Source organism: Streptomyces sp. NPDC030165, assembly GCF_055573595.1.
On the sequence record NZ_JBVIBD010000001.1, the window covers coordinates 1 to 23,197 of the forward strand.

The following is a 23,197-nucleotide window of genomic DNA, read 5'->3' on the forward strand; positions in this document are numbered from 1 at the left end:
TCCCCTCCCGAAGGAGGTTCATCGTTCGACTTGCATGTGTTAAGCACGCCGCCAGCGTTCGTCCTGAGCCAGGATCAAACTCTCCGTGAATGTTTACCCGTGATCGGGTCAACACACACGAGAGCGGAACAGGAAGCGGAATAGGCTTCCCGTTCACAGCGTCCTCGCTGTGTGTGCCACCCGCACCGTGGTGCTGGTGGGCTTTTCAAAGGAACCTCATCCTCCGGCGTGGTGCCGGTGGACGGGGTATCAACATATCTGGCGTTGACTTTTGGCACGCTGTTGAGTTCTCAAGGAACGGACGCTTCCTTTGTGCCTGTTTCACCAGGCTCTCCGGGCGCTTCCCTTCGGTGTTCCACCACTCTATCAGGCCTTTTCGGGCTTCCGGACCACCGTGTTTTCCGCAGACATGCAGAAACGAGGTCGAAAATCTCGATCAGTTCTGAAGGAGTGCCACCCGCCGTCCGCACCGCGATGTGATCGCGTTCTGTTGAACCGGGGCAGGTGTCAGACAGTACAGGGCCCGCCCGGGCGGGGCAAATCGATTCCCCCGGGGCGGCTGCTCCGGGGGTGGTGTTGCGCGTGCGGAACCCTCACTTCTTATGACTTACGCTCTGATCGGCACGCCGTCCAGGACAGGTAGTGACGGCGGCCTGAAAGATCTCCACCCCTGGGAGGACTCCCATGACCACCGTGACGTCCCCGCTTGCTGGACGCGCCATCGGACTCGCGGCCGTGCCCGACCCGGTGTTCTCCGGCGCGATGGTGGGTCCCGGTACCGCCATCGACCCGATCCGCGAGCCCTCCGAGGCCGTTTCGCCCGTTGACGGTGTCATCGTCTCGCTGCACCCGCACGCGTTCGTCGTCGTCGACGGCGAGGGCCACGGCGTGCTGACGCACCTCGGTATCGACACCGTGCAGCTCAACGGCGAGGGCTTCGAGCTGCTCGTCAACAAGGGCGACACCGTCACCCGCGGCCAGGCCGTCGTGCGCTGGAACCCGGCCGCCGTCGAGGAGGCCGGCAAGTCGCCGGTCTGCCCCGTCGTCGCGCTGGAGGCGACCGCCGACTCCCTCGGCGAGGTCGTCGAGGACGGCGAGGTCAAGGCCGGCGGGCAGCTCTTCAGCTGGCAGTAGCCGCGCCGCCGTCCTGACGGCACGTACGACAACCACCGCGGCGGCAGTGACCGCCGCACCAATCGGAGACGGGTGAGATGGAGACAACGCTGCGAGGCGTCGGCGTGAGCCACGGTGTGGCGATCGGCGAGGTGCGGCACATGGGTACGGCGGTCCTGGAACCGCCGGCCAAGCAGATTCCGGCCGAGGAAGCGGAGCGCGAACAGGGGCGTGCCCGCAAGGCCGTGGAAGCTGTGGCCGCCGACCTGATCGCGCGGGGCAACCTGGCGGGCGGCGAGGCGCAGGCCGTGCTGGAGGCCCAGGCCATGATGGCCCAGGACCCCGAGCTGATGGCCGACGTCGAACGGCGCATCGCCGTGGGCAGCACCGCCGAGCGCGGGGTGTACGACGCGTTCGCCGCCTACCGGGCGCTGCTCGCGGGGGCCGGCGAGTACCTGGCCGGGCGGGTCGCGGACCTCGACGACGTGCGGAACCGTATCGTCGCGCGGCTGCTGGGCGTACCGATGCCGGGTGTGCCGGACAGCGACGAGCCGTACGTGCTGATCGCGCGGGACCTGGCGCCGGCCGACACGGCGCTGCTGGACCCGACGCTGGTGCTCGGCTTCGTGACCGAGGAGGGCGGGCCGACCAGCCACAGCGCGATCCTCGCGCGGGCGCTGGGCGTACCGGCTGTGGTCGCGCTGCCGGGCGCGGGCGAGCTGGTCGAGGGCACGGTCGTCGCCGTCGACGGCAGCACCGGCGAGATCTTCGTGAACCCGAGCGCCGAGAAGCGCGCCGAGCTGGAGCAGGCCGCCGAGGCCCGTAAGGCCGCGCTGGCGGCCTCGACCGGTCCGGGTGCCACGTCGGACGGGCACAAGGTGCCGCTGCTCGCGAACGTCGGCGGTCCTTCGGACGTGCCGGCGGCCGTGGAGGCGGGCGCCGAGGGCGTCGGGCTGTTCCGCACCGAGTTCCTCTTCCTGGACGACAGCAAGAAGGCGCCGTCGCAGGAGAAGCAGGCCGAGGCGTACCGCAAGGTGCTGGAGGCCTTCCCCGAGGGCCGGGTCGTCGTGCGGGTCCTGGACGCGGGCGCGGACAAGCCGCTGGACTTCCTGACGCCGGGCGACGAGCCGAACCCGGCGCTGGGCGTGCGGGGTCTGCGGACGCTGCTGGACCACCCCGAGGTGCTCCGTACGCAGCTGGCCGCGCTGGCCCAGGCCGCCGAAGGGCTGCCGGTCTACCTTGAGGTCATGGCGCCGATGGTGGCCGACCGAACGGACGCCAAGGCGTTCGCGGACGCGTGCCGCGAGGCGGGGCTGCAGGCCAAGTTCGGCGCGATGGTGGAGATTCCGTCCGCCGCGCTGCGCGCCCGGTCGATCCTGCAGGAGGTCGAGTTCCTGTCGCTGGGGACCAACGACCTGGCGCAGTACACCTTCGCCGCCGACCGGCAGGTCGGTGCGGTCTCGCGCCTGCAGGACCCGTGGCAGCCGGCGCTGCTCGACCTGGTGGCGCTGTCGGCCGAGTCGGCGAAGGCCGAGGGCAAGAGCTGTGGTGTCTGTGGTGAGGCGGCCTCCGATCCGCTGCTGGCCTGTGTGCTGACGGGTCTGGGTGTGACGAGCCTGTCCATGGGCGCGGCGTCGATTCCGTACGTGCGCGCGACGCTGGCGAAGCACACGCTCGCTCAGTGTGAGCGTGCCGCCGCCGCGGCGCGGGCCGCGGACACCGCCGAGGACGCGCGCGCCGCCGCGCAGGCGGTGCTCTCCGGGGAGTGATCCCCGGTGGGGTCCGGCCCGGGAGTGACCGGCCGGACCTCGCCGAGCGGACAGGACGACGCTGGTACGGACGGCCGTCCCGCCCTTGTGGCGGGACGGCCGTCCGGCGTTTGCGGCGGAGCGGTCGCTTCGGCGTCCGCGGCCGAGCGGCCGTCCTGCCTTTGCCGCGGGGCGGCCGCCGTGTCAGTGGTGGCTGTGGTCGTGCCCGTCCGTCGGTGGCGGGTCGGGCAGGGCGAGGCCCGAGTGGTAGTCGACGCCGGGCTCGGGTGGGACGGGCTCGCCGGTGTCGGCGTCCGTGCAGTAGGCCGTGAAGACTTCCGCGGCGCTGAGCGGGTGCAGCCAGGCGTCCCGCAGGACCCAGCCGCGGACCGTGTCACGCCCGGCGGTCTCGGCCGTACGCGAGACGATGCCGCCGGGGCTGCGCAGGGCGACGCCGGCGGCGAGGACCGTGCAGAAGACGAGGGTGGCGGCCTCGGACAGCTCCAGCCGCCCGTCGTCACGGGAGTCGGCGTGCAGCACGGCGAGGAGCGGGGTGCCGCTCGCCGGGACGCTGCACACCAGGTGGTGGGTGCCGTCGCCGAGGGTGTCCAGCAGGCTGGTGACCGCGCGGGAGGCGCGGGCGAAGGCGGCCCGCGCGAGGTCCTCGCCGCAGTCCGCGCAGGCTCCCGTACGGGCGAGGAGTGCCGTGGCGCGGTCCCAGGTCGCCTGGCGTTCCGCCTCGTCGATGAGCACGGGCAGCAGCCGGGACAGGGATTCGCCCGTGTACGGCAGGGTGGCGCCGGTGCAGGCCAGCTCGGCCGTGTAGCGGGAGCGGCTGTCGGGGCGGTCGGGGTCCAGGTCGGTGTCCGTGCAGAACGTCTCGTACGCGACGGGGTCGAAGAGGGCGACGGTGGTGTGGATGCCCTGGGCGGTCAGTGAGCGCAGCAGGGTCTCCATCTGCTGGAGGTAGGCGGTGTGGTCGTCGAACGGGAAGGTGCGGTAGCGGCGCATGGCCGCGAAGTCCTGGGCGTCCGCCAGGACGGCGGCGGTGCTCGGGATCTCGCGGCGCAGCATGCGGCGTGCGGCGGCGGGCCCGCTCGGGGCGGTGTGCGCGGTGCGTCGGGACGGTGTGGTCATGATTCCCCCTCGGTCGGTGTGCTGCTCGCTGCACGAGCTGCACTTGTGACTGAGAGTAATCGGAGGGTCTGACAACGGCCGTCCGCGACGGACCGCCCCGCTACCTCACACCGCTGCCCCGCCCGTCAGCTGCGCCTCCCACCGCCACCTCGCTCCGTCGCCTCCCCCTCCCGCCGCTACCGCGCGCGCTCGGCCGCGGCGCGCTCGGCCGCGATCCGCTCATAGAACCGCAGGAGTCCGAGGTCGTCGACCGAGCCCGGGTTGACGGCCTTCTCCAGCGGCGTGCCCTGGAGGAGGCGCTTGACCGGGACCTCGATCCGCTTGCCCGTGAGGGTGTGCGGTACGCCGGGGGCTTCGATGATCTCGTCGGGGACGTGGCGCGGGGAGCACTGTGTCCGGATGGTCCGCTTGATGCGGTCGCGCAGCGCGTCGTCGAGGGTCGCGCCGGGGGCGAGATGGACGAAGAGCGGCATCCAGTAGCCGCCGTCGGGCAGTTCGAGGCCGATGACGAGGGATTCCCGGATCTCCGGGAGGCGTTCGACGGCCTCGTAGATGTCCGCGGAGCCCATCCGTACGCCCTGGCGGTTGAGGGTGGAGTCGGAGCGGCCGTGGATGACGACGGTGCCGCGCGCGGTACGGGTGATCCAGTCGCCGTGCCGCCAGACGCCGGGGTAGGTGTCGAAGTAGCTGTCGTGGTAGCGGCTGCCGTCGGGGTCGTTCCAGAAGCGGATGGGCATGGACGGCATGGGGTTGGTGACGACGAGTTCGCCGACCTCGTCGGTCAGCGGCTTGCCCTGCGGGTCCCATGCCTGGAGGTCGGTGCCGAGGCAGGGGGCCTGGAGTTCGCCGATGTGGACGGGCAGGGTCGGCGCGGCGCCGGCGAAGCAGCTGCAGACGTCCGTGCCGCCGCTGACGGAGGCGATCCACAGGTCGGCGGCGACCTCGTCGTGCAGCCAGCGGAAGCCGTCGGGCGGCAGCGGGGAGCCGGTGGTCGCGACGCATGTGACGGTGGACAGGTCGAGGTCGCGTCCGGGGTGCACGCCGGCCTTGCGGCAGGCCATCACGTACGCGGCGGAGGTGCCGAAGAGGGTGGTGCCGGTGCGTTCGGCGATCCGCCACTGGGCGGCGGTGTCCGGGTGTCCCGGGCTGCCGTCGTAGAGCACGATCGTGGAGCCCGCGAGGAGGCCGGCGACGAGGAAGTTCCACATCATCCAGCCGGTGGAGGTGTACCAGAAGAAGCGGTCGTCGGGGCCGAGGTCGCAGTGCAGGCCGGTCTGCTTGAGGTGTTCGAGGAGGATGCCGCCCTGGGACTGGACGATGGCCTTGGGCAGGCCGGTCGTACCGGAGGAGTACAGGACCCACAGGGGGTGGTCGAACGGGACCTGTTCGAAGACCGGTTCGGTTGCGGCGGAGATCAGGTCGGACCATTCCAGGGCGCCTTCGGGGGCGGGGGTGCCCAGGAGGGGGATGTGGACGACGGCCCGGAGGGTGGGCAGTTCGCGGCGGAGTTCGGCGACGGTGTCGCGCCGGTCGTGTTCCTTGCCGCCGTAGCGGTATCCGTCGACCGTGAACAGCACGACCGGTTCGACCTGCTGGAAGCGGTCCAGGACGCTGCGGGCGCCGAAGTCGGGGGCGCAGGACGTCCAGACGGCGCCGACGGCGGCGGTGGCCAGGAGGGCGACGACGGCCTGCGGGACGTTGGGGACGTAGCCGCTGACGCGGTCGCCGGGGCGTACGCCGAGGTGGCGCAGTTCGGCGGCCAGCGAGCCGACCTGGGCGCGCAGCGCGGCCCAGGTGACGGGGGTGGGGTCGTGGGTCTCGTCGACGTACAGCAGGGCGGGCGCGTCGGCGCGGGCCGGGTCCTCGGCGGCGCGCAGCGCGTGTTCCGCGTAGTTGAGGGTGGCGCCGGGGAACCAGCGGGCGCCGGGCATCGCGGGGTCGGCGAGGACGGTCTCGTACGGCGTGCTGAAGCGGACGTCGAACCAGGCGGCGACGGCCTGCCAGAAGCGGGGCAGGTCGGTCACGGACCAGTGGTGCAGCGCGGCGTAGTCCGCCACCGGGTCGCCTGCGGTGCGGGCGGGGGCGCCGTGGTGGGCGGCCGCCCAGTCGTGGAACCGGGTGAGCTGGGCGCCGGCGATGCGGTCCGGGCCGGGCTGCCACAGGGGTTCCGGGTGCGGGACGGACTGCGGTGCGGTGGTCATGATCGGCTCCCGGCTGGACGCGGCGTTGCGTGGACGCGGTGTGGGCGTGCGGTACGCGGTGTGCGTGGTCCCCGTACGGCTGGGGGTCGCCCCGGCGCAGCGCGGGGGCGCGTGCGTGTGACACGGCTGGGCAGGACGATGCCACGTGATCGACTTGTGCGCCAGGGTCGGCCCCACATTCGGGACGGGTGGGGGCGCCGGGGCGGGCCTCGTGTCCACAGCGGACGCGGTCTCCGGAGCGGTGGCGCGGCCGCCACCGGTGTGCCGCGTGTGAGGTCCTGGTTCTCCCCAAGTGAACGGCGGCTGAACGGCGCCCCCGCCGCGGGCCGTCGATGGCAGGCTGAGCAGCATGGACGGGCGTGATCAAGAGCGGTCGGCGCGGTGGCCGCGGTGGGACGGGGCGGCCGGTGCGGTCCGGGCCGTCAGAGCACTCGGATCGGTACGGGGGCTGCGGACGTGGCGGTGGGCGTGGCGGCGGCGCCGCGCGGACGCGCTGGGGCTGCCGCGGGGCGGTCGGGAGCGGGCGCGGACACCGGGGGCGGCGGTGCGCGCGGAGCCGCAGCCGGGCGGCGGGGTGGTGCATTTCGCGCGCTCGTCGCTGCGGGTGCGGGTGGCGTCGGGCGGCGCGGTGTTCTGCGGCTGGGACGGTGCGGCGCCGGAGCCGTCGTACGCGCTGGCCGGGGCGTGCCCGGAGCCGGACGCGCGTGCGGTGCTGGAGCCCGCCACGGAGGGCGGCTGGCGGGTGGTCTCGGAGCGGGTGACGGTGACGGTGTCCCGGCACGGTGCGGTGGAGGTACGCACACCGGGCGGCGTGATGCTGCGGCGGGAGCTGCCACCGCGGTGGTGGGACCGGGCGCCCGGGGACGGGAGCGGGGCGTCCGGGGGCGGGGCGCCTGGTGGTGAAGGCGGTGGGCCCGGGGAGCGGGCCGGGGACTCGCGCTGGGTGCAGCGTTCCGAGGTGGCGGCCGACGCGCGGTTCTTCGGGCTGGGCGGCCGGTCGGCCGGGCCGCGGCTGCGCGCGGGCACGTACCGGCTGTGGAACACCGATCCGGGCGGCGCGTTCGTGCCGGGCGACGACCCGCTGTCGGTCACGATGCCGGTGCAGTTCGTGGTGGCGGACGCCGGTACGCACCTGGTCTTCCACGACAACTCGTGGGACGGCGCGGTGACCTTGCGCGAAGGTGCGGAGGGCGCGGGTTCCGGGCACGACCGGCCGGGCTGCTCCGAACTGCGCGTGGACGGCGGCCCGTTGCGGTACTGGGTTCTGGTCGGCACGCCCGCCCGCGTCCTGCTCGGCTGGACGGCGCTGACCGGGGCCCCCGCGCTGCCGCCCCGCTGGGCGCTGGGCCCGCAGCACGCCCGGTGGGGTTTCGGCAGCCAGGCGGAGGTGCGGCGGGTCGTCTCCGGCTATCAGGAGCGCGGGCTGCCGTTGTCCGCCGTGCATCTGGACATCGACCATTACGACGGCCACCGCGTCTTCACCGTCGACCGTACGGCCTTTCCCGACCTGCCCGGCCTGGCCCGGGAGCTGCGCGAGGAGGGGGTGCGGCTGGTGTCGATCGTCGATCCGGGGGTGAAGGCCGAGCCGGGCAACGCGGTGTACGAGGGCGGGGCCGCGGCGGACGCGTACGTACGGGATGTGCGGGGCCGGGAGGTGCGCGGGGTGGTGTGGCCGGGCGAGGCGGTGTTCCCGGACTTCACGGACGCGCGGGTGCGCAAGTGGTGGGGCGGCCTGTACGCGGAGCGGCTGGCGCAGGGCTTCTCCGGGGTGTGGCACGACATGAACGAGCCGGTGTCCTTCGCGGCGTTCGGCGACCCGTCGCTGCCGCGTTCGGCGCGGCACGCGCTGGAGGGCCGGGGCGGCGACCACCGGGAGGCGCACAACGTGTACGGGCTGGCGATGGCGCGCGCCGGATACGACGGGCTGCTGGAACTCCGCCCCGAGGAGCGTCCTTTCCTGTTCTCGCGCTCGGGGTGGGCGGGGATGCAGCGGTACGGGGGGACGTGGTCGGGGGACGTGGCGACCGGGTGGCCGGGCCTGCGGGCCTCGTTGTCGCTGGTGGTGGGCATGGGGCTGTGCGGCGTCCCGTACAGCGGGCCGGACGTCGGCGGGTTCTCCGGGGTGCCGTCGCCGGAGCTGTATCTGCGCTGGTTCCAGACGGCCGCTTATCTGCCGCTGTTCCGTACGCACTCGGCGATGACCGCGGGACGGCGGGAGCCGTGGGAGTACGGGCCCGACGTGCTGGAGCACGCGCGGGCGGCGCTGCTGGAACGGGCACGCCTGCTGCCCTACTTCGTGACGCTCGCCCAGTTGGCGTGCCTCTCCGGGGCGCCGTACGTGCGCCCCGTCTGGTGGAACACCCCCTGCGACCGGAAGCTGCGCGACTGCGAGGACGCCTTCCTCCTGGGCGACGCGCTGCTGGTGGCGCCCGTACTGGGCCCCGGAGTGACGCGGCGGGCGGTACGGCTGCCGCGCGGGCGCTGGTACGACACGGCGGACGGGCGGGCGTACGACGGTCCGGGGCAGGTGCTGATCGACGCGCCGCTGTCGCGGATCCCGGTACTGGCGCGGGCCGGTGCGGTACTGCCGGTGGCGGGCGCGGACGGCACGACGGAGTTGGAGGTCTGGGCACCGAAGGACGGCCGCAGCGGTGGCGGCCTGGTCGTACCGGACGCAGGCGACGGCTGGCAGCGCCCGGCGGTCGAGCGCTTCGAGACGCGGCTGGAGGACGGGCGGGTGGTCGTGGAGCGGCAAGGGGGCGGGGACGTCGGGTACCGGGTGCGGGTGCGTGGACTGCCGGGCGGCGACATATAGGCGGGTGGCAGCGGATTGCGTAGATTGGCCCGTTCGTGCAGCGGCAGCGGGATACGACGCGCAGAGAGGACGGACGCGATGGCAGACGGGGACGGTACGGGGATCTGGGCGATCGCGGATCTGGTGACGCCGATGGCGGTGCGGGTCGTGGCGACGCTGCGGGTGGCCGATCATCTCGCGGACGGCGTGCGGACCGCGCGGGAACTGGCCGCGGCCACGGGGGCCGACGCCGGAGTGCTGGAGCGGGTGCTGCGGCACCTGGTGACGGTGGAGGTCTTCAGCCGTGACGAGGAGGGCCGCTACGGGCTGCTGCCGCGCGGCGAGGAACTGCGCGACGGCCATCCGTCCGGCGCGCGGCGGATGCTGGACGTGGAGAGCGCCATCGGCCGGGCCGACCTGGCGTTCGTGGCGCTCCCCCACTCCGTACGGACGGGCGAGGCGGCCTTTCCGCGGCAGTTCGGGCAGCCCTTCTGGGAGGACTTGAAGGCGTCGCCGGAACGGACCGCCGATTACGACGCGCAGATGGGCGTCGACGTCACACGGTGGGCCGAGGCCGTCGTACCCGCCTTCGACTGGGGCTCGCTGGGGCGGATCGTGGACGTCGGCGGGGGCAACGGCACGTTCCTCGCGGCGTTGCTCGCCGCGCATCCCGGGCTGCGGGGCACCGTGTTCGACCAGCCGGGGACCGTACGGGCGGCACGTGCCACGCTGGCGGCGGCCGGGCTGGCCGACCGTGCGGACGCGGTGGCGGGCGACTTCTTCGAGGCGCTGCCCGCCGGGGCGGACGGCTATGTCCTCTGCGCGGTCCTGCACGACTGGGACGACGACGCGGCACGGGCGATCCTGCGCCGGTGCGCCGAGGCGGCGGGCGCCCGGGGCCGGGTGCTGGTCATCGAGCGGGTCGGCACGGACGGCGAGTCGGTGCACACGGGCATGGACCTGCGGGTGCTGGTGTACTTCGGGGCGCGTGAGCGCGGCGTGGCCGAGTTGACGGCACTGGCGGACGGGGCCGGGCTGCGGGTGGCGAGGGTGCACCGGGCGCGGGACCTGGCGGTGGTGGAGATGGTGGCTGCCCGAGGGTGAACGCGCGCGGCCGGCAACCCGGTTCGTTCGGGTCACCGTTCGACGCCGGGCGGCGGAAAGCCGGGTCGCTCTTCTCTTCGTGTTCTATTGCCGCCCATTTTCCCGGTGCGCTACTTTTGCCGGAGATTCCTTCCGTAAAAAAGCGGATGAGGGGCGAAATGAGCGATCCGGCGACGCGGTGGGTGTTGGCCTTCGACGCCTCGTGCGAGCGGTGCAGGAAAGTCTCCGAAGCGGTCGAGCACGCTTGCGGGGGAAAAGTCGAACTGTTGTCGCTCATGAACCGGGATGTGCATCGATGGCGCACGGAAAGCCTCGGTGAACAAGCCCCTTGGGCGCCGACGCTTTTGCGGGTAGGGCCGGGTACGTGCCTGGGTCGGCCCGGGGATGGCCGTGGCCCTCGTCCGCAGGCTGGGGCTGCGTGCGACGCTCCGTACGGTCGGCGCCCTCGACGGCCTGCGCCGGGCGCCCCGGACGGACGGCGATCCGGGGCGCAAGCAGTTCCTCCGGCTCGCCGGCGGCGCCGCGGTCACGGCAGGTCTGCTCATCGGGGCGGGGAGGGCGACGGCGAGCGCGGCGTCCACCGCCGGGAGCGACGAGGCCCAGTTGTGGGTCGAGGCGCATCGCGGCAGCCTCCCGCAGGACTACGACGCGCTGATCGCCCGTCCCATGCACTACCGTCAGGCCATCTGGGCCGCTCTGCCGCCCGCGGCCCGCAGCCGGCTCTGGGTGGAACAACTCGCGCGCTACCGCCGGGCCCACCCCGGCCTCTCCCCCGAGCAGAGCGACGTACTCGAAAAGGTGCACCGCATCGCCGAACAGGAAGCCAGTTTCGCTTTCGGCCGGGTCGAGGACCCGGGGCCGGGCGAACGGCCCCTCCGCGAGTCCGCCGTACGGCATTTCGGGCACGAGGAGGCGAATTCACTGTTCGCGACCCTCGGGCCTGCCGAGCCTGCCGGCCGGCGCGGAGCCAAGGCCCTGAACTGCAATTGCAGCGTCGAATCCAACTACTGTTCCAGCAGCGCCTGCCACGACAACCAGTGCATGAAGGGCCGGTGCAGTTGCCGGGTCTTCCAGCGGTCGTGCGGTTACCTCTGGCGCTATCCCTGCGACGGCTTCTGCGCTTGCAGTTCCTGCTGAGCTTCCTGTCCGGCATTCGGCACCGGAGCCCTTACGCGTGACGCGGCGGCGGTGATAGACGAGTGCCATGCCGAGACTCGCTGCCGCACTGCGCGGCCTCGCCGTGGCCGCCGCTGCCCTCGCCCTGACCACTGCCGCCGCCCCGCCCGGAGGAGCCGCCGAGCCGCGGCCCTCCGGCGGCACCACTGCCACGACCGGTACGACGGCAGCAGGAACGGCGACGGCGCCCAGGGAATTCGTCGCGTTGCGCGACGTCGACCCGACGATCCGCCAGGAGATGCGCTACTTCACGCCGCACAACTTCATGGGCGTACCGGTCACCGGCTACCGGCAGCCGGTGTGCATCCTGACCCGGGACGCGGCGCGGGCGCTGCACCGGGCCCAGCTCTCCTTCCTGCGGCGCGGCTACACGCTCAAGGTTTATGACTGCTACCGGCCGCAGCGCGCCGTGAACCACTTCGTGGACTGGGCCGAGGACCTGGGCGACCAGCGGATGAAGGGCGAGTTCTATCCACGGATCGACAAGTCGACACTCTTCCGTGACGGCTACATCGCCGAGAAGTCGGGCCACAGCCGGGGCAGCACCGTCGACCTGACGCTCGTACGGCTGCCGGGTCTGCCCACCCGGCCGTACATCCCCGGGGAGCCCCTGACGAAGTGCTACGCGCCGAAGGCGGAGCGCTTCCCGGACAACTCGCTCGACATGGGGACGGGGTTCGACTGCTTCGACACCCTCGCGCACACTCTCGATCCGCGGGTGCAGGGACAGCAGCGGGCGAACCGGTTGCGGCTGAAGGAGGGGCTGGAGCGGGCCGGGTTCCGCAACTACGACAAGGAGTGGTGGCACTACACCTTCACGCCGGAGACGTTCCCGGACACGTACTTCGACTTTCCGGTGTCGCGGCGGACGCTGAGCGGCGGACGCTGAGCGGCGGACGCTGAGCGGCCGCGGCTGAGCACCCGCCGCCGCACGGCCGCGGACCGGAGCGCGGAACCACCCCCGTGGATCCCGCGCCCCGGTCCTGCCTTGGTGGACGCCGTGCGGCCGTATCCGGTTCAGCCGGTTTCGCGGAGAACCGCGTGATCCTTTCCGTTCGGCGGGAGCGGTCGCGCCGTGCGGGGTTCCGCCGGGTGCTTGTCGCGTGCCAGACTCCTGACGGGTCGTCAGGTGGCGGCCCGGGCTCGTCTGTTGCGGGTTTCGGGAGGGGGCGTGGCGCGTACGCGTAAGCCGGTGGTGCCGGGGTGGTTCACCGATCCGGACACCGGTGCGGACTTCCGGCTCCTGGGGACCCGGTGCGGTGCCTGCGGGGCCGTCTTCTTTCCGCGTGAGGACTTCTTCTGCCGCGATCCCGGTTGTGACGGGACCGAGCTGGCGGAGGTGCCGCTGTCGTCGCGCGGCACGGTGTGGTCGTACACGGACGGGCGCTACCGGCCGCCGCCGCCCTACGTCTCGGACCCCGGGGTGCCGTGGCAGCCGCGCACCCTGGTCGCGGTGGAGCTGGCGACGGAGCGGATGGTGGTGCTGGGGCAGGCCGCGCCGGGGGTGACCGTTGCCGGTCTGCGGGTCGGTATGGCCGTCGAGCTGGTGCCCGGGGTGCTGGGTGAGGACGCGGAGACCGTGTGGACGACGTGGTGGTGGCGGCCCGTGGAACCGGCCGGGACGAACGGGGCGGGAGGCGGACATGGCCGGTGACATCGCCGTGCTGGGGGCCGGGATGCACGCCTGGGGGAAGTGGGGGCGCGGCTTCGTCGAGTACGGGACGGTCGCGGCGCGGGCGGCGCTGGCCGACGCGGGGCTCAAGTGGGCCGACGTCCGGTCGGTGGTCGGTGCGGACACCGTGCGCGGCGGGTACCCGGGGTACGTGACGGGCGCGACGTTCGCGCGGGCGCTGGGGTGGCAGGGCGCGCAGGTGACGAGCGTCTACGCGGCCTGTGCCTCCGGGGCGCAGGCCATCGCGACGGCGCGTGCGCAGATCCTCGCGGGGCTGGCGGAGGTGGTGCTGGTGGTGGGTGCGGACGCGGCGCCGAAAGGGTTCTTCGCCCCGGCGGGCGGTGACCGGCCCGACGATCCGGACTGGCTGCGGTTCCGGCTGCTGGGTGCGACCAATCCCGCCTACTTCGGGCTGTACGCGCGGCGCCGGATGGCCTTGTACGGGGACACCGCCGACGACTTCGCGCAGGTCAAGGTGAAGAACGCGGCGGCGGGCGCGCTCAATCCGTACGCGCGCTACCGCAAGCCGGTGACGGCGGCGGAGGTCGCCGCGTCGCCCGTGGTCGCCGATCCGCTGCGGCTGCTGGACATCTGCGCGACGTCCGACGGCGCGGCGGCGCTGGTCCTGTGCGGCCTGGAGTACGCGCGCCGGCGTGGCGTACCGGACCCCGTCCGTATCCGGGCGGTCTCCACCGCGACGCCCCGGTATCCCCGTACGGAACTGGACCTGCCGGACATCGCGACCGACTCCGCGGCGGGCATGACCGAACCGCCGGCCGCACCGGAACCGTCAGCCGCACCGGAACCACCGGTCGCCTTCCGGCCTTCCCTCGCCGCGGCCGCCTACGAGGAGGCGGGGCTGGGGCCGGAGGAGCTGTCGCTGGCGGAGGTGTACGACCTGTCCACCGCGCTGGAGCTCCAGTGGTACGAGGATCTCGGCCTGTGCGCAGCGGGCGGGGGCGCGAAGCTGCTGCGCGACGGGACGACAGCGCTCGGCGGGCGGCTGCCGGTGAACGCGAGCGGCGGGCTGGCGTCGTTCGGGGAGGCGGTGCCCGCGCAGGCGATCGCGCAGGTCTGCGAACTGACCTGGCAGTTGCGCGGGCGGGCCGGGGCGCGACAGGTGCCGGGCGCCCGCGCGGGGATCGCCGCGAACCAGGGGCTGTTCGGACACGGCTCGGCGGTGGTCGCGGTGCGGTGAGGCTCGCCCGGAACGCTTGCGCGGGCACCCGTTCGAGTGCGCCGGAAGGGTGCGTGAACAGTGCGTGAATCACGCACCGTCCGTGCTCCGAGTGGGCATTCTGCTGCCGTGCCTGCCTGGACGGACCAGCTCCGATTCGCCTTCCAGCCCGTCGTGAACCTGGCGACCGGTTCGGTCGCCGCCCTGGAGATACTCGCCCGCCCCGAACGCGGCGACGTGCTGACGGCGGCGCGGCGCTCCGCCGACCTGGACGCCGAGCTGGCCGGGCTCGCCGTGCGGTCCGCCGCGCGACGGGAGACGCTGCTGCCGCTGCACGTGAACGTGTTCGCGGCGACACTCGCCGAGCTGCCGGGCCTGACCGCGCTGCGCAAGGCCGTGCACGACGTGGGCCGCCGGCCGTGGGAGATCACCATCGATGTCGGCGGACCCTTCACGCACGTACCGCGGCGGGCGCTGCTGGAGGCGGTGGCGGGGCTGCGGCAGGACGGGTACCGCGTCGGCGCCGACGGGGTCGGCGACGGGGACCTGCCGTTGCGGCTGCTCGGTGACCTCGCCCCCGACCTGGTGAAGCTGGACGCCTCGCTGTGCGCGGGGCTGGACGACGACCGGGGCGGGCGGGCCGCCGTGGCCGCGATGCGGCAGCTGTGCGAGGTGCTGGGCAGCGTGCTGGCGGTGGAGGGCGTGGAGACGGAGCGGCAGTACGCGGCGGTGCGGGCGGCGGGGGCGCAGCTGGCGCAGGGGTTCCTGTTCGCGCCGCCCGCGCGGCGTCCGGCGGCCGACGTGTATCTGCCGGAGCCGCGCGACGGATACGGGCCGGTGGCGAGCGGTTACGCCGGGGGCGTCCCGTCCGGTACGGGGCTGCCGCCGGCCGGGCCGCCCGTGACGCGGTTCCTGCAGCCCGCCGCGCTGCTGCCGATGTCCGCTTCGGCGGGCTCCGTACGCAGTCATCTGACGGGGTTCCCGGGGGTCTCGGGGGTGCTGCTGGTGGATCCGGACGGCGTTCCCGTACGGGCCATCGACCGGGATCGCTTCCTGCTGTCGCTGTCCGGCCGGTACGGGCACGCGCTGTACGCCGACCGCCCGGCGCTGCGGCTGGCCGACCGGCCGCTGACGGTGAGCGCCGACGCCACCGCCTGGGAGGTGCTGGACGTGGTCACCGGCGGCGACCGGGACCGGACCGGCGACGATGTGGCGGTGGTGGACGAGCAGGGCCGCTGCATGGGTGTCGTCCACCTGGCCGACATCCTGCGGGCGCTGGCCGAGAGCCGGGTGGAGGAGGCGGCGCGGCTCAATCCGCTGACCCGGCTGCCGGGTTCGGACGCGGTCAACGCCGAGGTGGACCGGTGGATCGCGGACGGCCGGGCGTTCGCGCTGTGCTGGCTGGACGTGGACGGGTTCAAGCAGGTCAACGACGGGGCGGGTTTCGCGGCGGGGGATGTGCTGATCCGTGCCGTGGGGCAGGCGCTGGCCCGTACGGCGGCGGGGCTGCCCGCGGCGCGGGTGGGGCACATCGGCGGGGACGACTTCCTGGTGCTGGCCGCGCCGGACGATCTGGAGCCGTTCGCCGCGGCCTTGCTGGACACGCCGTGGTCGGCGGGCGGGCTGCCGGTGACGCTGTCGCTGGCGACGGTGGTGTGCGCGCCGGGCAGCGTGACCGGTCACGCGCAGGCCGCGGCGGCGCTGGCACCGTTGAAGAAGGCGGCAAAGTCGCTTACCGGCGCCAGCAGTTGGGTGCTGGGGGTGCCCGGCAGCCCGGGGCACGAGGTGCGCCGGGGGCGGCGGCGCGGGGACTGAGCGCCGTACCCTCCTGGCACCTTGACGCCCCGTCACCTGCGGTGAACACTTCCGGGTGTCCGTCGGCACCGCCACAGCCGGGCGACCCGGCCGCGTGGCAGCGGTAGACGCTGCCCGACTCCCCAGGGGCGGTTCCGGCGCACCGGCACGCTCGACGCGGACGCCGCGCGGGGCGCGGCGGCCGAGCTCCCGCCGCCCTCCTTGTGGCACGGGAAGCACGCACCCTGCACGGAGGACCGGGGCCACTCCCCCGGGCCAGGGACAAGGAGCCGCCATGTATTCCAACGGGGACATTTTCGTCGGTGAGGTCATCGGCACCGCCCTGCTGATCCTCTTCGGTGCCGGCGTGTGCGCCGCCGTCACCCTGCACCACTCCAAGGCGAAGGCAGCGGGCTGGGTCGTCGTCGCGTTCGGCTGGGGTCTGGGCGTGCTCGCCGGGGCCTACACCGCCGCGCCGCTGTCCGGCGGGCACCTGAACCCGGCGGTGACGCTGGGGTCGGCGGTCGCGGACGGCACGCCGTGGCCGAAGGTGCCGCTGTACTTCGCCGCGCAGATGGTGGGGGCGCTGCTCGGCGCCGTACTGGCGTGGGCGCTGTACCACGCGCAGTTCGCGGCCAACAAGGAGGCCGACAAGGCGCAGCCGACGCTGACGATCTTCTCGACCGCTCCCGAGGTCCGCAGCCCGGCGGCGAACCTCGTCACCGAGATCATCGCCACCGTGGCGCTGGTGCTGCCGCTGCTGTTCTTCGGCAAGAACGAGGGCATCGGGATCGGGCAGGTGCCGGGCGCCGACGCCGGTGTCTACGGGTCCGGGATCAACGTCCTGCTCGTCGCGCTGCTGGTCGTCGGCATCGGTCTCTCCCTCGGCGGGCCCACCGGTTACGCCATCAACCCGGCCCGCGACCTGGGGCCGCGCATCGCCCACGCACTGCTTCCCATCCCCAACAAGGGCACCTCCGACTGGTCCTACGCCTGGATTCCGGTGGCCGGCCCGCTGATCGGCGCGGTCCTCTCCGGCCTGGTGTTCACCGCGGTCTTCTGACCGGCGGCGACGGTACGGCAGCCGGACCCGACCAGTTACGAGGAGTCAGGAGACGTCATGACGGACGGCACCACGGACAGGTATGTCGCCGCGATCGACCAGGGCACCACCTCCAGCCGCTGCATCATCTTCAACCAGGACGGCGCGACCGTCGCCGTGGACCAGCGCGAGCACCGGCAGATCTTCCCGAAGCCGGGCTGGGTGGAGCACGACGCCGAGGAGATCTGGGCCAAGGTGCAGGCGGTGGTGGCGGGCGCGCTCGCCAAGGCGGGGCTGCGCGCCGACCAGCTCGCCGCGCTGGGCATCACCAACCAGCGCGAGACCACGGTGCTGTGGGACCGCTCCACCGGCAAGCCGGTGCACAACGCGGTCGTCTGGCAGGACACCCGTACCGCGCAACTCTGCCACGAGCTGGGCGGCGCGGACGGCCAGGACCGCTTCCGGGAGGCCACCGGGCTGCCGCTGGCCAGCTACTTCTCGGGGCCGAAGGTGGCCTGGCTGCTGGACAACGTGCCGGGGCTGCGGGCGCGGGCCGAGGGCGGGGAGATCGCCTTCGGGACGGTCGACTCGTGGCTGATCTGGAAGCTGACGGGCGGTACGGACGGCGGGGTGCACGTCACGGACGTCACCAATGCCGGGCGCACGATGCTGATGAATCTGCACACGCTCCAGTGGGACACCGCGATCCTGTCGGCGATGCGGGTGCCGGAGGCGATGCTGCCGGAGATCCGGTCCTCGGCGGAGGTGTACGGGACGGCGGTGGGCCAGTTGCGCGGGGTGCCGGTGGCCGCGGCGCTGGGTGACCAGCAGGCGGCGGTGTTCGGGCAGACCTGCTACCGGGTCGGCGAGGCCAAGAACACGTACGGCACCGGCTCGTTCCTGCTGCTCAACACCGGGCAGCGGCCGGTGCCCTCCAAGAGCGGGCTGCTGACGACGCTGGGCTACCAGCTCGGCGGGGAGGCGCCGGTCTACTGCCTGGAGGGCTCGATCGCCATCACCGGCGCGCTGGTGCAGTGGTTCCGGGATCAGCTGGGCATCATCGACTCGGCCGACGAGATAGAGGAGCTGGCGGCGCGGGTCCCGGACAACGGCGGCGCGTACATCGTCCCGGCGTTCTCCGGGCTGTTCGCGCCGTACTGGCGCTCGGACGCGCGCGGCGTGATCACGGGCCTGACGGGTTACGTCACCAAGGCGCACCTGGCGCGTGCGGTGCTGGAGGCCACCAGCTGGCAGACGCGCGAGGTGGTGGACGCGATGTACCAGGACTCCGGTGTGCAGATCACCGCGCTGAAGGTGGACGGCGGCATGACCGCCAACAATCTGCTGATGCAGCACCAGGCGGACGTGCTGGGCGTTCCGGTGATCCGGCCGGTGGTCGCGGAGACGACGTGCCTGGGCGCGGCGTACGCGGCCGGGCTGGCGACGGGCGTGTGGCAGGACCTGGACGAGCTGACGGCGCACTGGAAGCGGGACACCGAGTGGACGCCGCGGATGGACGGGGCGACGCGGGAGCGCGAGTACGGCAACTGGCGCCGGGCGGTGGAGCGGAGCTTCGGGTGGCACGAGGCAGGGGACGGCGGCGGCGCGTAGGCGCACCCGGCGGACGGCAGGCGTACGGGCCCGGCGTTCCGGAGAAGACGGCCTGACCGCCCCGGCAGGCGTACGGCCCGCACCCCGGACGGCGGGGTGCGGGCCGTACTTCCGTCCGCGCGCCTCAGGGGAGCGCGGGCTCCCGTCGCCGGGCGCTGACGTGCATCGCGTGTTCGACGACCGCGATCAGTACGTCCCTGGCGGAGTCCTTCTCGCGTGCGTCGCAGAGCATCACCGGTACCTCGGGGTCCAGGTCCAGCGCGTCGCGAACCGTTTCCGCAGGGTAGCGGTCCGCGCCGTCGAAGCAGTTGACGGCCACCATGAACGGGATGCCGCGGCGCTCGAAGTAGTCGACGGCGGCGAAGGAGTCCTCCAGGCGCCGGGTGTCGGCCAGCACGACCGAGCCGAGCGCGCCGCGGGCCAGCTCGTCCCACAGGAACCAGAAGCGGTCCTGCCCCGGCGTGCCGAAGAGGTAGAGGACCAGGTCCTCGCGGAGCGTGATCCTCCCGAAATCCATGGCGACGGTGGTGGTCCGCTTGCCCTCCACACCGGCGAGGTCGTCGACCGGCCGGCCCGCCTCGGTCAGCCGTTCCTCGGTACGCAGCGGTTTGATCTCGCTGACCGCGCCCACCAGGGTCGTCTTGCCCACCCCGAAGCCGCCCGCCACCAGGATCTTGAGGGTGACGGGGTCGGGGGCGTCCTGCTTGCGGCGGCGTTCAGAGCGCCCGAAGACCATGGCCGTCTTCTCCCGGTCCGCCGCTGGTGCTGTTCTCTCGCATTCCTCGGTCCTCGCAGTTCATGGGGGGTGCCGACCACGGGTGTACCGCTGCTCGGCGGTGCGCCCGCGCGGGGTCACAGCGCCCGGAGCCCGTCGATCACCTCGCGGAGGATCTGCTCGTCGGGCAGCTCCGCCGGGGGCACGGGCCGGCTCACATGGACCAGCTCCGCGTCCAGCAGGTCACCGATCAGGACCCGTACGACGCCGAGCGGCAGGTCCAGCTCGGCGGCCAGTTCCGCGACGGACAGCGGCGCGTCGCGGCACAGGCCGACGATGTCCACGTGCTCCGGCGACAGGGTCTGGTCGTCGAGCGGGTCGCCGTGGCGGTCCTCGGCGATCACCAGGGCGATCAGGTCGAGATGCGGTTCGGCCTCGGTGCTGGTCCGGCCGCGGGTCATCGCGTAGGGGCGCACCACGGGGCCCGCCTCGTCGTCGTACCAACTGGCGTCCCCCTGCCCGGTCCTGGCCGGGCCGTCTGTGGTCATGGCGTCACCGTGCCGTCATCCTCCGGTCAGCCGCCGGCGGGCTGCCCGGCCCTGGGCGCGGTGCCCAGGTGGGCGCCCACCCGCTTGACGAGCAGCGTCATCTCGTACGCGACCAGTCCCACGTCGGAGTCCGCGTCGGCGAGGACGGCCAGGCAGCTGCCGTCGCCCGCGGCGCTGACGAAGAGAAACGCTTCCTCCAGCTCGACCAGGGTCTGCCGCACCCGGCCCGCCTCGAAGTGCCGGCCGACGCCCTTGGCGAGGCTGTGGAAGCCGGAGGCGACCGCCGCGAGGTGTTCGCTGTCCTCCCGGGTGAGGTCGGCGGACGCCCCGGTGGCCAGACCGTCGCTGGAGAGGATGAGCGCCTTGCGGATGCTGCCCACCCGGTCCACCAGCTCGTCGAGGAGCCAGCTCAGCTCACCCGACCCCTGCGGGCCCTTCGATTCGGCACTGGCCGCTGCTGCCTTCGGTGCGGTCATCGACCGTCCCCTCCCGATGTCATTCCTGGTGCTGTGCTTGGGTCGCCGTCCCGCCCGCCGTCCTCGCCGTTGTCCCGGCGGCCGCGCTGCCAGCCGCGCTGGAGCGAGGCCATGCGGGCGCGGACCTCCTCGGCGTCGCGGTCGTCCGCCGCGCCGGCGGGTTCGGTGCCCGGCTCGTCCGGTGCGGCGGGCTCGGCCTTGAGCTGGGGGGCGAGGCTGGCCTGCCGTACGCGGCGGGGCAGGCCTCCTGCCGTCGTGGCGGGCCGGCCGGACGGGGCAGGGCCCGTTTCCGTTGTCGTACCGGTGTCCATGTCCGCATCCGTGTCGCCGTCGGTTTCCGCGTCGGAGCGTACGTCGGCGCGGGCCGCCGCGTCGACCGGCCGGCCGTGGTCGGAGACCAGCACGGGCGCGCGGTGCCGGCGCGGCAGCGGCGCGGGTCCGTCGCCGGCCGGTGCCTGGTCACGGGTCTGCTGGTGCTGCTCGGAGGTGCCGGCGGGCCGGACGGGGGCGACGGGCGGGGTGCTGCCGTCGCGGTGGGTCCGTGCGCGGTGCAGGGTGCCCGGCTCCCGGCCGGCGCCGCGAGCGGGGTCGCGCGGGCCGCGGTGCGCGGTCCGGCCGCGGAAGAGGCTGTCCTCGTCGTCCGCCGCCGCCCGTTGCGCGAGTTCCGCGCGGGTGAGCGGGGGTTCCAGTTCGACCGGCCCGTCGATGACGTCCGGGGTGCGGTCCGGCGGGTCGGGCAGCGGTACGGGCACCTGGGCCAGCGCGGCCAGCTTGCCGCCGGGGGCCTCCAGCTCCCCGGTCCGGCCGCCGTCGATCCGCCGGCCGCCGGTGTCGTCGTCGCGGCCGGTATCCTCGGTGAGGAGCGTGGCGGGCAGGAAGACGACGGCGGTGGTGCCGCCGTACGGGGAGGGCTGGAGCGAGACGCGGACGCCCTGGCGCTGGGCGAGGCGGCTGACCACGAACAGGCCGAGCCGGTCGGTGTCGGAGAGTTCGAACTCGGGGGTCTCGGCGAGCCGCAGGTTGGCGTCGAGGAGGACGTCGGGGGCCATGCCCAGTCCGCGGTCGTGGATCTCCAGGGTGAAGCCGTTGGAGACCCGCTCGCCGACCACCTGCACCGCGGTGTGCGGGGGCGAGAAGACGGTGGCGTTCTCCAGGAGTTCGGCGATCAGGTGGGTGAGGTCGGAGACCGCGGGGCCCTGGACGGCCAGCCGCGGCAGCCGGCGCACCTCGATGCGCTCGTAGTCCTCGACCTCGGCGACGGCGGCGCGCACCACGTCCATCAGCTGGATGGGTTTGCGCCACTGCCTTGAGGGCGCCGCGCCGGAGAGGATGACCAGGCCCTCGGCGTGCCGGCGCATACGGGTGGTGAGGTGGTCCAGGCGGAAGAGGTCGGCGAGTTCGTCGGCGTTCTCGGTACGCCGTTCCATCGCGTCCAGGAGGGTCAGCTGGCGGTGCAGCAGGACCTGGCTGCGGCGGGCGAGGTTGACGAAGACCTCGGAGACGCCGCGGCGCATGTCGGCCTGTTTGACGGCGGCCTCGACGGCGGCCCGCTGGAGGGTGTTCAGCGCCTGCCCGACCTGTTCGGTCTCGCTCTGGCCGAACTCCAGGCGGGGTGCCTCGGTCTCCACGTCGACCTGTTCGCCGGCGGCCAGCCGCCGCATGACGCTGGGCAGCCGGACGCCGGAGACCTCGTGGGCGGCCTTGCGCAGCCGGATCAGGTCCTTGACGTGCTTGCTGCCGATGCGCACGGAGACGATGACGGAGACCAGCAGGGCGACGAAGCCGAGGACGCCCGCGACACCGGCCTTGAGCAGGACGGCCATGGCGACCGGCTCGACGCGCTCCTTGTAGCGGTCGCCGGCCTCCCGGCCCATCCGCTGGAGGTCGCCGAGGACCTTGCCCGCGGCGGTGTTCCATCGTTCGGCGTTGACGGCGCGGGGGGCGGCGGACGGGCCGCCGTAGATGATGCGGTCCTCGTAGGAGGTCAGTTCGCGGGTGGGTGCGGACTGCCAGTAGTCGGTGAAGACGGCGCGGTCGTCGCCGGGCAGTACGGGCAGGCTGGTCGCGTACAGCACGCGGCGTTCGGCGACGCGGTCGGCGAAGGCGCGCAGGTCGCGCTGGGTCATGGTGCCGGAGACGATCGCCGCGGACATCAGCGCGTCCTCGCGGGAGACGGCCTCGCGGGCGCGGGTCACGTTGACCAGGGCGCGGCCCTGCTTGTCCATCTCGACGTTCTCCAGCGCGTGCAGCGCCGCGAGGAACTCGTAGTTGGGGTCGACGAGGTCGTTGTACGCCTCGAAGGCCGCGTCGCGGGAGATGGTGTTGTCCTCGACCTGGGTGCGCAGCGTGGACAGGCGGCCGAGGCCCTTGAGGATGTCGTCCATGCGCTCGCCGGCGACGCCGTTGAGGTCGTCGCGTACGGCGGGGTCGGCGGCGTTGCCGCGCAGCTTGTCGACGATCTTGTCGGTCTCGCGGGTGCGGTCGCGCAGCTCGGCCAGGGAGTCGGCGCCGCGCCGGTCGGCCAGGTAGAGCAGGCTCTGCCGCCGTTCCTGCTGGAGCGCCTGGACGGCGTCCTCGGCGGGGTAGCCGAGTTTGGCGACGACGTTGCCGACGCCGAGCAGCTGGTCGGCCTCGCGTCCGGTGATGTACGTGGCGAACGCCCACATGGCCGTGAGGGACACCAGCGGCACCAGCAGCAGCGCTGCGATCTTCCGAGTGATCGTCTTCCCTCGAAAGCGCATGGCCTCCCCTACGTCAACCCCGGCGCACGGGGATGGTGTTCCGTCAACAAACGGCGCGAGCCTACTACTGACGAGGGACCTGACCGAAGCCCCGCCCAGGCGCCGGATCCGCAGGTCAGGGGAGGATCGTCCGCAGTTGTCGGCTGAT

At 73.2% G+C, this 23,197-nt stretch carries 18 protein-coding genes and 1 rRNA gene; 12 read left to right on the forward strand and 7 right to left on the reverse strand.

Annotated elements, in window-relative coordinates:
* Window positions 1-90: ribosomal RNA gene (locus ACZ4Z1_RS00005) — 16S ribosomal RNA — on the reverse strand; the annotation flags it as partial.
* A gap of 594 nt (window positions 91-684) precedes the next feature.
* Here ACZ4Z1_RS00005 and ACZ4Z1_RS00010 point away from each other — a divergent pair.
* Window positions 685-1,134, forward strand: a complete 450-nt coding sequence (locus tag ACZ4Z1_RS00010) for a PTS sugar transporter subunit IIA (protein WP_468484276.1) — start codon at window positions 685-687, stop codon at window positions 1,132-1,134.
* Window positions 1,135-1,211: 77 nt separating this feature from the next.
* Window positions 1,212-2,882: a phosphoenolpyruvate--protein phosphotransferase gene (ptsP, locus tag ACZ4Z1_RS00015; RefSeq protein ID WP_468484277.1), complete on the forward strand. Its 1,671-nt coding sequence runs from the start codon at window positions 1,212-1,214 to the stop codon at window positions 2,880-2,882.
* Window positions 2,883-3,065: 183 nt separating this feature from the next.
* On the opposite strand, the gene ACZ4Z1_RS00020 is transcribed toward ptsP, so the two are convergent.
* Together ACZ4Z1_RS00020 and ACZ4Z1_RS00025 are read right to left on the reverse strand one after the other, a co-directional pair.
* Entirely contained in the window at window positions 3,066-3,998 is a 933-nt protein-coding gene (locus tag ACZ4Z1_RS00020) for a hypothetical protein (protein ID WP_468484278.1), read from the reverse strand.
* 176 nt (window positions 3,999-4,174) lie between these two features.
* Window positions 4,175-6,199: an acetoacetate--CoA ligase gene (locus tag ACZ4Z1_RS00025; protein ID WP_468484279.1), complete on the reverse strand. Its 2,025-nt coding sequence runs from the start codon at window positions 6,197-6,199 to the stop codon at window positions 4,175-4,177.
* Between ACZ4Z1_RS00025 and ACZ4Z1_RS00030 the strand changes: the two genes are divergently transcribed.
* The 10 genes from ACZ4Z1_RS00030 to glpK all read left to right on the forward strand — a co-directional run bounded on the left by ACZ4Z1_RS00030 (window position 6,198) and on the right by glpK (window position 18,569).
* On the forward strand, window positions 6,198-6,320 hold the full coding sequence (locus ACZ4Z1_RS00030; protein ID WP_468484280.1) for a hypothetical protein: 123 nt from the start codon (window positions 6,198-6,200) through the stop codon (window positions 6,318-6,320). The two genes, ACZ4Z1_RS00025 and ACZ4Z1_RS00030, sit on opposite strands and share 2 nt — an antisense overlap.
* Window positions 6,321-6,548: 228 nt before the next feature.
* Window positions 6,549-9,014 carry a glycoside hydrolase family 31 protein gene (locus tag ACZ4Z1_RS00035; protein WP_468484281.1) on the forward strand — a complete coding sequence of 822 codons (2,466 nt, stop codon included), beginning with the start codon at window positions 6,549-6,551 and terminating at the stop codon, window positions 9,012-9,014.
* Between the two features lie 78 nt (window positions 9,015-9,092).
* Window positions 9,093-10,097, forward strand: a complete 1,005-nt coding sequence (locus ACZ4Z1_RS00040; RefSeq protein ID WP_468484282.1) for a methyltransferase — start codon at window positions 9,093-9,095, stop codon at window positions 10,095-10,097.
* A 384-nt stretch (window positions 10,098-10,481) separates the two neighbouring features.
* Complete coding sequence (locus ACZ4Z1_RS00045) at window positions 10,482-11,234, forward strand: bacteriocin fulvocin C-related protein (protein ID WP_468484283.1); 753 nt, start codon at window positions 10,482-10,484, stop codon at window positions 11,232-11,234.
* A 67-nt stretch (window positions 11,235-11,301) separates the two neighbouring features.
* Window positions 11,302-12,162 carry a M15 family metallopeptidase gene (locus tag ACZ4Z1_RS00050; protein ID WP_468484284.1) on the forward strand — a complete coding sequence of 287 codons (861 nt, stop codon included), beginning with the start codon at window positions 11,302-11,304 and terminating at the stop codon, window positions 12,160-12,162.
* A gap of 282 nt (window positions 12,163-12,444) precedes the next feature.
* The gene (locus ACZ4Z1_RS00055; protein ID WP_468484285.1) at window positions 12,445-12,927 is read left to right on the forward strand and encodes a Zn-ribbon domain-containing OB-fold protein; all 483 of its coding nucleotides are present in this window, start codon (window positions 12,445-12,447) and stop codon (window positions 12,925-12,927) included.
* Window positions 12,917-14,143: a lipid-transfer protein gene (locus ACZ4Z1_RS00060; RefSeq protein WP_468484286.1), complete on the forward strand. Its 1,227-nt coding sequence runs from the start codon at window positions 12,917-12,919 to the stop codon at window positions 14,141-14,143. Before ACZ4Z1_RS00055 ends, ACZ4Z1_RS00060 begins: the two co-directional genes overlap by 11 nt.
* A 108-nt stretch (window positions 14,144-14,251) precedes the next feature.
* On the forward strand, window positions 14,252-15,937 hold the full coding sequence (locus tag ACZ4Z1_RS00065) for an EAL domain-containing protein (protein WP_468484287.1): 1,686 nt from the start codon (window positions 14,252-14,254) through the stop codon (window positions 15,935-15,937).
* A gap of 274 nt (window positions 15,938-16,211) precedes the next feature.
* Window positions 16,212-16,979, forward strand: coding sequence for an MIP/aquaporin family protein (locus tag ACZ4Z1_RS00070; protein WP_468484288.1), 768 nt, complete (start codon window positions 16,212-16,214; stop codon window positions 16,977-16,979).
* A gap of 57 nt (window positions 16,980-17,036) precedes the next feature.
* Window positions 17,037-18,569 carry a glycerol kinase GlpK gene (gene glpK / locus ACZ4Z1_RS00075; protein WP_468484289.1) on the forward strand — a complete coding sequence of 511 codons (1,533 nt, stop codon included), beginning with the start codon at window positions 17,037-17,039 and terminating at the stop codon, window positions 18,567-18,569.
* Between the two features lie 124 nt (window positions 18,570-18,693).
* On the opposite strand, the gene ACZ4Z1_RS00080 is transcribed toward glpK, so the two are convergent.
* The 4 genes from ACZ4Z1_RS00080 to ACZ4Z1_RS00095 all read right to left on the reverse strand — a co-directional run bounded on the left by ACZ4Z1_RS00080 (window position 18,694) and on the right by ACZ4Z1_RS00095 (window position 23,049).
* Window positions 18,694-19,305 (reverse strand): GTP-binding protein, encoded by a 612-nt coding sequence (locus ACZ4Z1_RS00080; RefSeq protein WP_468484290.1) that lies wholly within the window; start codon window positions 19,303-19,305, stop codon window positions 18,694-18,696.
* A gap of 116 nt (window positions 19,306-19,421) precedes the next feature.
* Window positions 19,422-19,832, reverse strand: coding sequence for a DUF742 domain-containing protein (locus ACZ4Z1_RS00085; RefSeq protein WP_468484291.1), 411 nt, complete (start codon window positions 19,830-19,832; stop codon window positions 19,422-19,424).
* Window positions 19,833-19,858: 26 nt separating this feature from the next.
* Window positions 19,859-20,308, reverse strand: a complete 450-nt coding sequence (locus ACZ4Z1_RS00090; protein ID WP_365847488.1) for a roadblock/LC7 domain-containing protein — start codon at window positions 20,306-20,308, stop codon at window positions 19,859-19,861.
* The gene (locus ACZ4Z1_RS00095; RefSeq protein ID WP_468484292.1) at window positions 20,305-23,049 is read right to left on the reverse strand and encodes a sensor histidine kinase; all 2,745 of its coding nucleotides are present in this window, start codon (window positions 23,047-23,049) and stop codon (window positions 20,305-20,307) included. Before ACZ4Z1_RS00095 ends, ACZ4Z1_RS00090 begins: the two co-directional genes overlap by 4 nt.
* Between the last annotated feature and the right edge of the window lie 148 nt (window positions 23,050-23,197).

Coding starts and splice junctions, on each gene's coding strand:
- ACZ4Z1_RS00010 (WP_468484276.1), top strand. CDS start 685: ATGACCACCGTGACGTCCCCGCTTGCTGGACGCGCCATCGGACTCGCG.
- ptsP (WP_468484277.1), top strand. CDS start 1,212: ATGGAGACAACGCTGCGAGGCGTCGGCGTGAGCCACGGTGTGGCGATC.
- ACZ4Z1_RS00020 (WP_468484278.1), bottom strand. CDS start 3,998: ATGACCACACCGTCCCGACGCACCGCGCACACCGCCCCGAGCGGGCCC.
- ACZ4Z1_RS00030 (WP_468484280.1), top strand. CDS start 6,198: ATGATCGGCTCCCGGCTGGACGCGGCGTTGCGTGGACGCGGTGTGGGC.
- ACZ4Z1_RS00025 (WP_468484279.1), bottom strand. CDS start 6,199: ATGACCACCGCACCGCAGTCCGTCCCGCACCCGGAACCCCTGTGGCAG.
- ACZ4Z1_RS00035 (WP_468484281.1), top strand. CDS start 6,549: ATGGACGGGCGTGATCAAGAGCGGTCGGCGCGGTGGCCGCGGTGGGAC.
- ACZ4Z1_RS00040 (WP_468484282.1), top strand. CDS start 9,093: ATGGCAGACGGGGACGGTACGGGGATCTGGGCGATCGCGGATCTGGTG.
- ACZ4Z1_RS00045 (WP_468484283.1), top strand. CDS start 10,482: ATGGCCGTGGCCCTCGTCCGCAGGCTGGGGCTGCGTGCGACGCTCCGT.
- ACZ4Z1_RS00050 (WP_468484284.1), top strand. CDS start 11,302: ATGCCGAGACTCGCTGCCGCACTGCGCGGCCTCGCCGTGGCCGCCGCT.
- ACZ4Z1_RS00060 (WP_468484286.1), top strand. CDS start 12,917: ATGGCCGGTGACATCGCCGTGCTGGGGGCCGGGATGCACGCCTGGGGG.
- ACZ4Z1_RS00070 (WP_468484288.1), top strand. CDS start 16,212: ATGTATTCCAACGGGGACATTTTCGTCGGTGAGGTCATCGGCACCGCC.
- glpK (WP_468484289.1), top strand. CDS start 17,037: ATGACGGACGGCACCACGGACAGGTATGTCGCCGCGATCGACCAGGGC.
- ACZ4Z1_RS00080 (WP_468484290.1), bottom strand. CDS start 19,305: ATGGTCTTCGGGCGCTCTGAACGCCGCCGCAAGCAGGACGCCCCCGAC.
- ACZ4Z1_RS00085 (WP_468484291.1), bottom strand. CDS start 19,832: ATGACCACAGACGGCCCGGCCAGGACCGGGCAGGGGGACGCCAGTTGG.
- ACZ4Z1_RS00090 (WP_365847488.1), bottom strand. CDS start 20,308: ATGACCGCACCGAAGGCAGCAGCGGCCAGTGCCGAATCGAAGGGCCCG.
- ACZ4Z1_RS00095 (WP_468484292.1), bottom strand. CDS start 23,049: ATGCGCTTTCGAGGGAAGACGATCACTCGGAAGATCGCAGCGCTGCTG.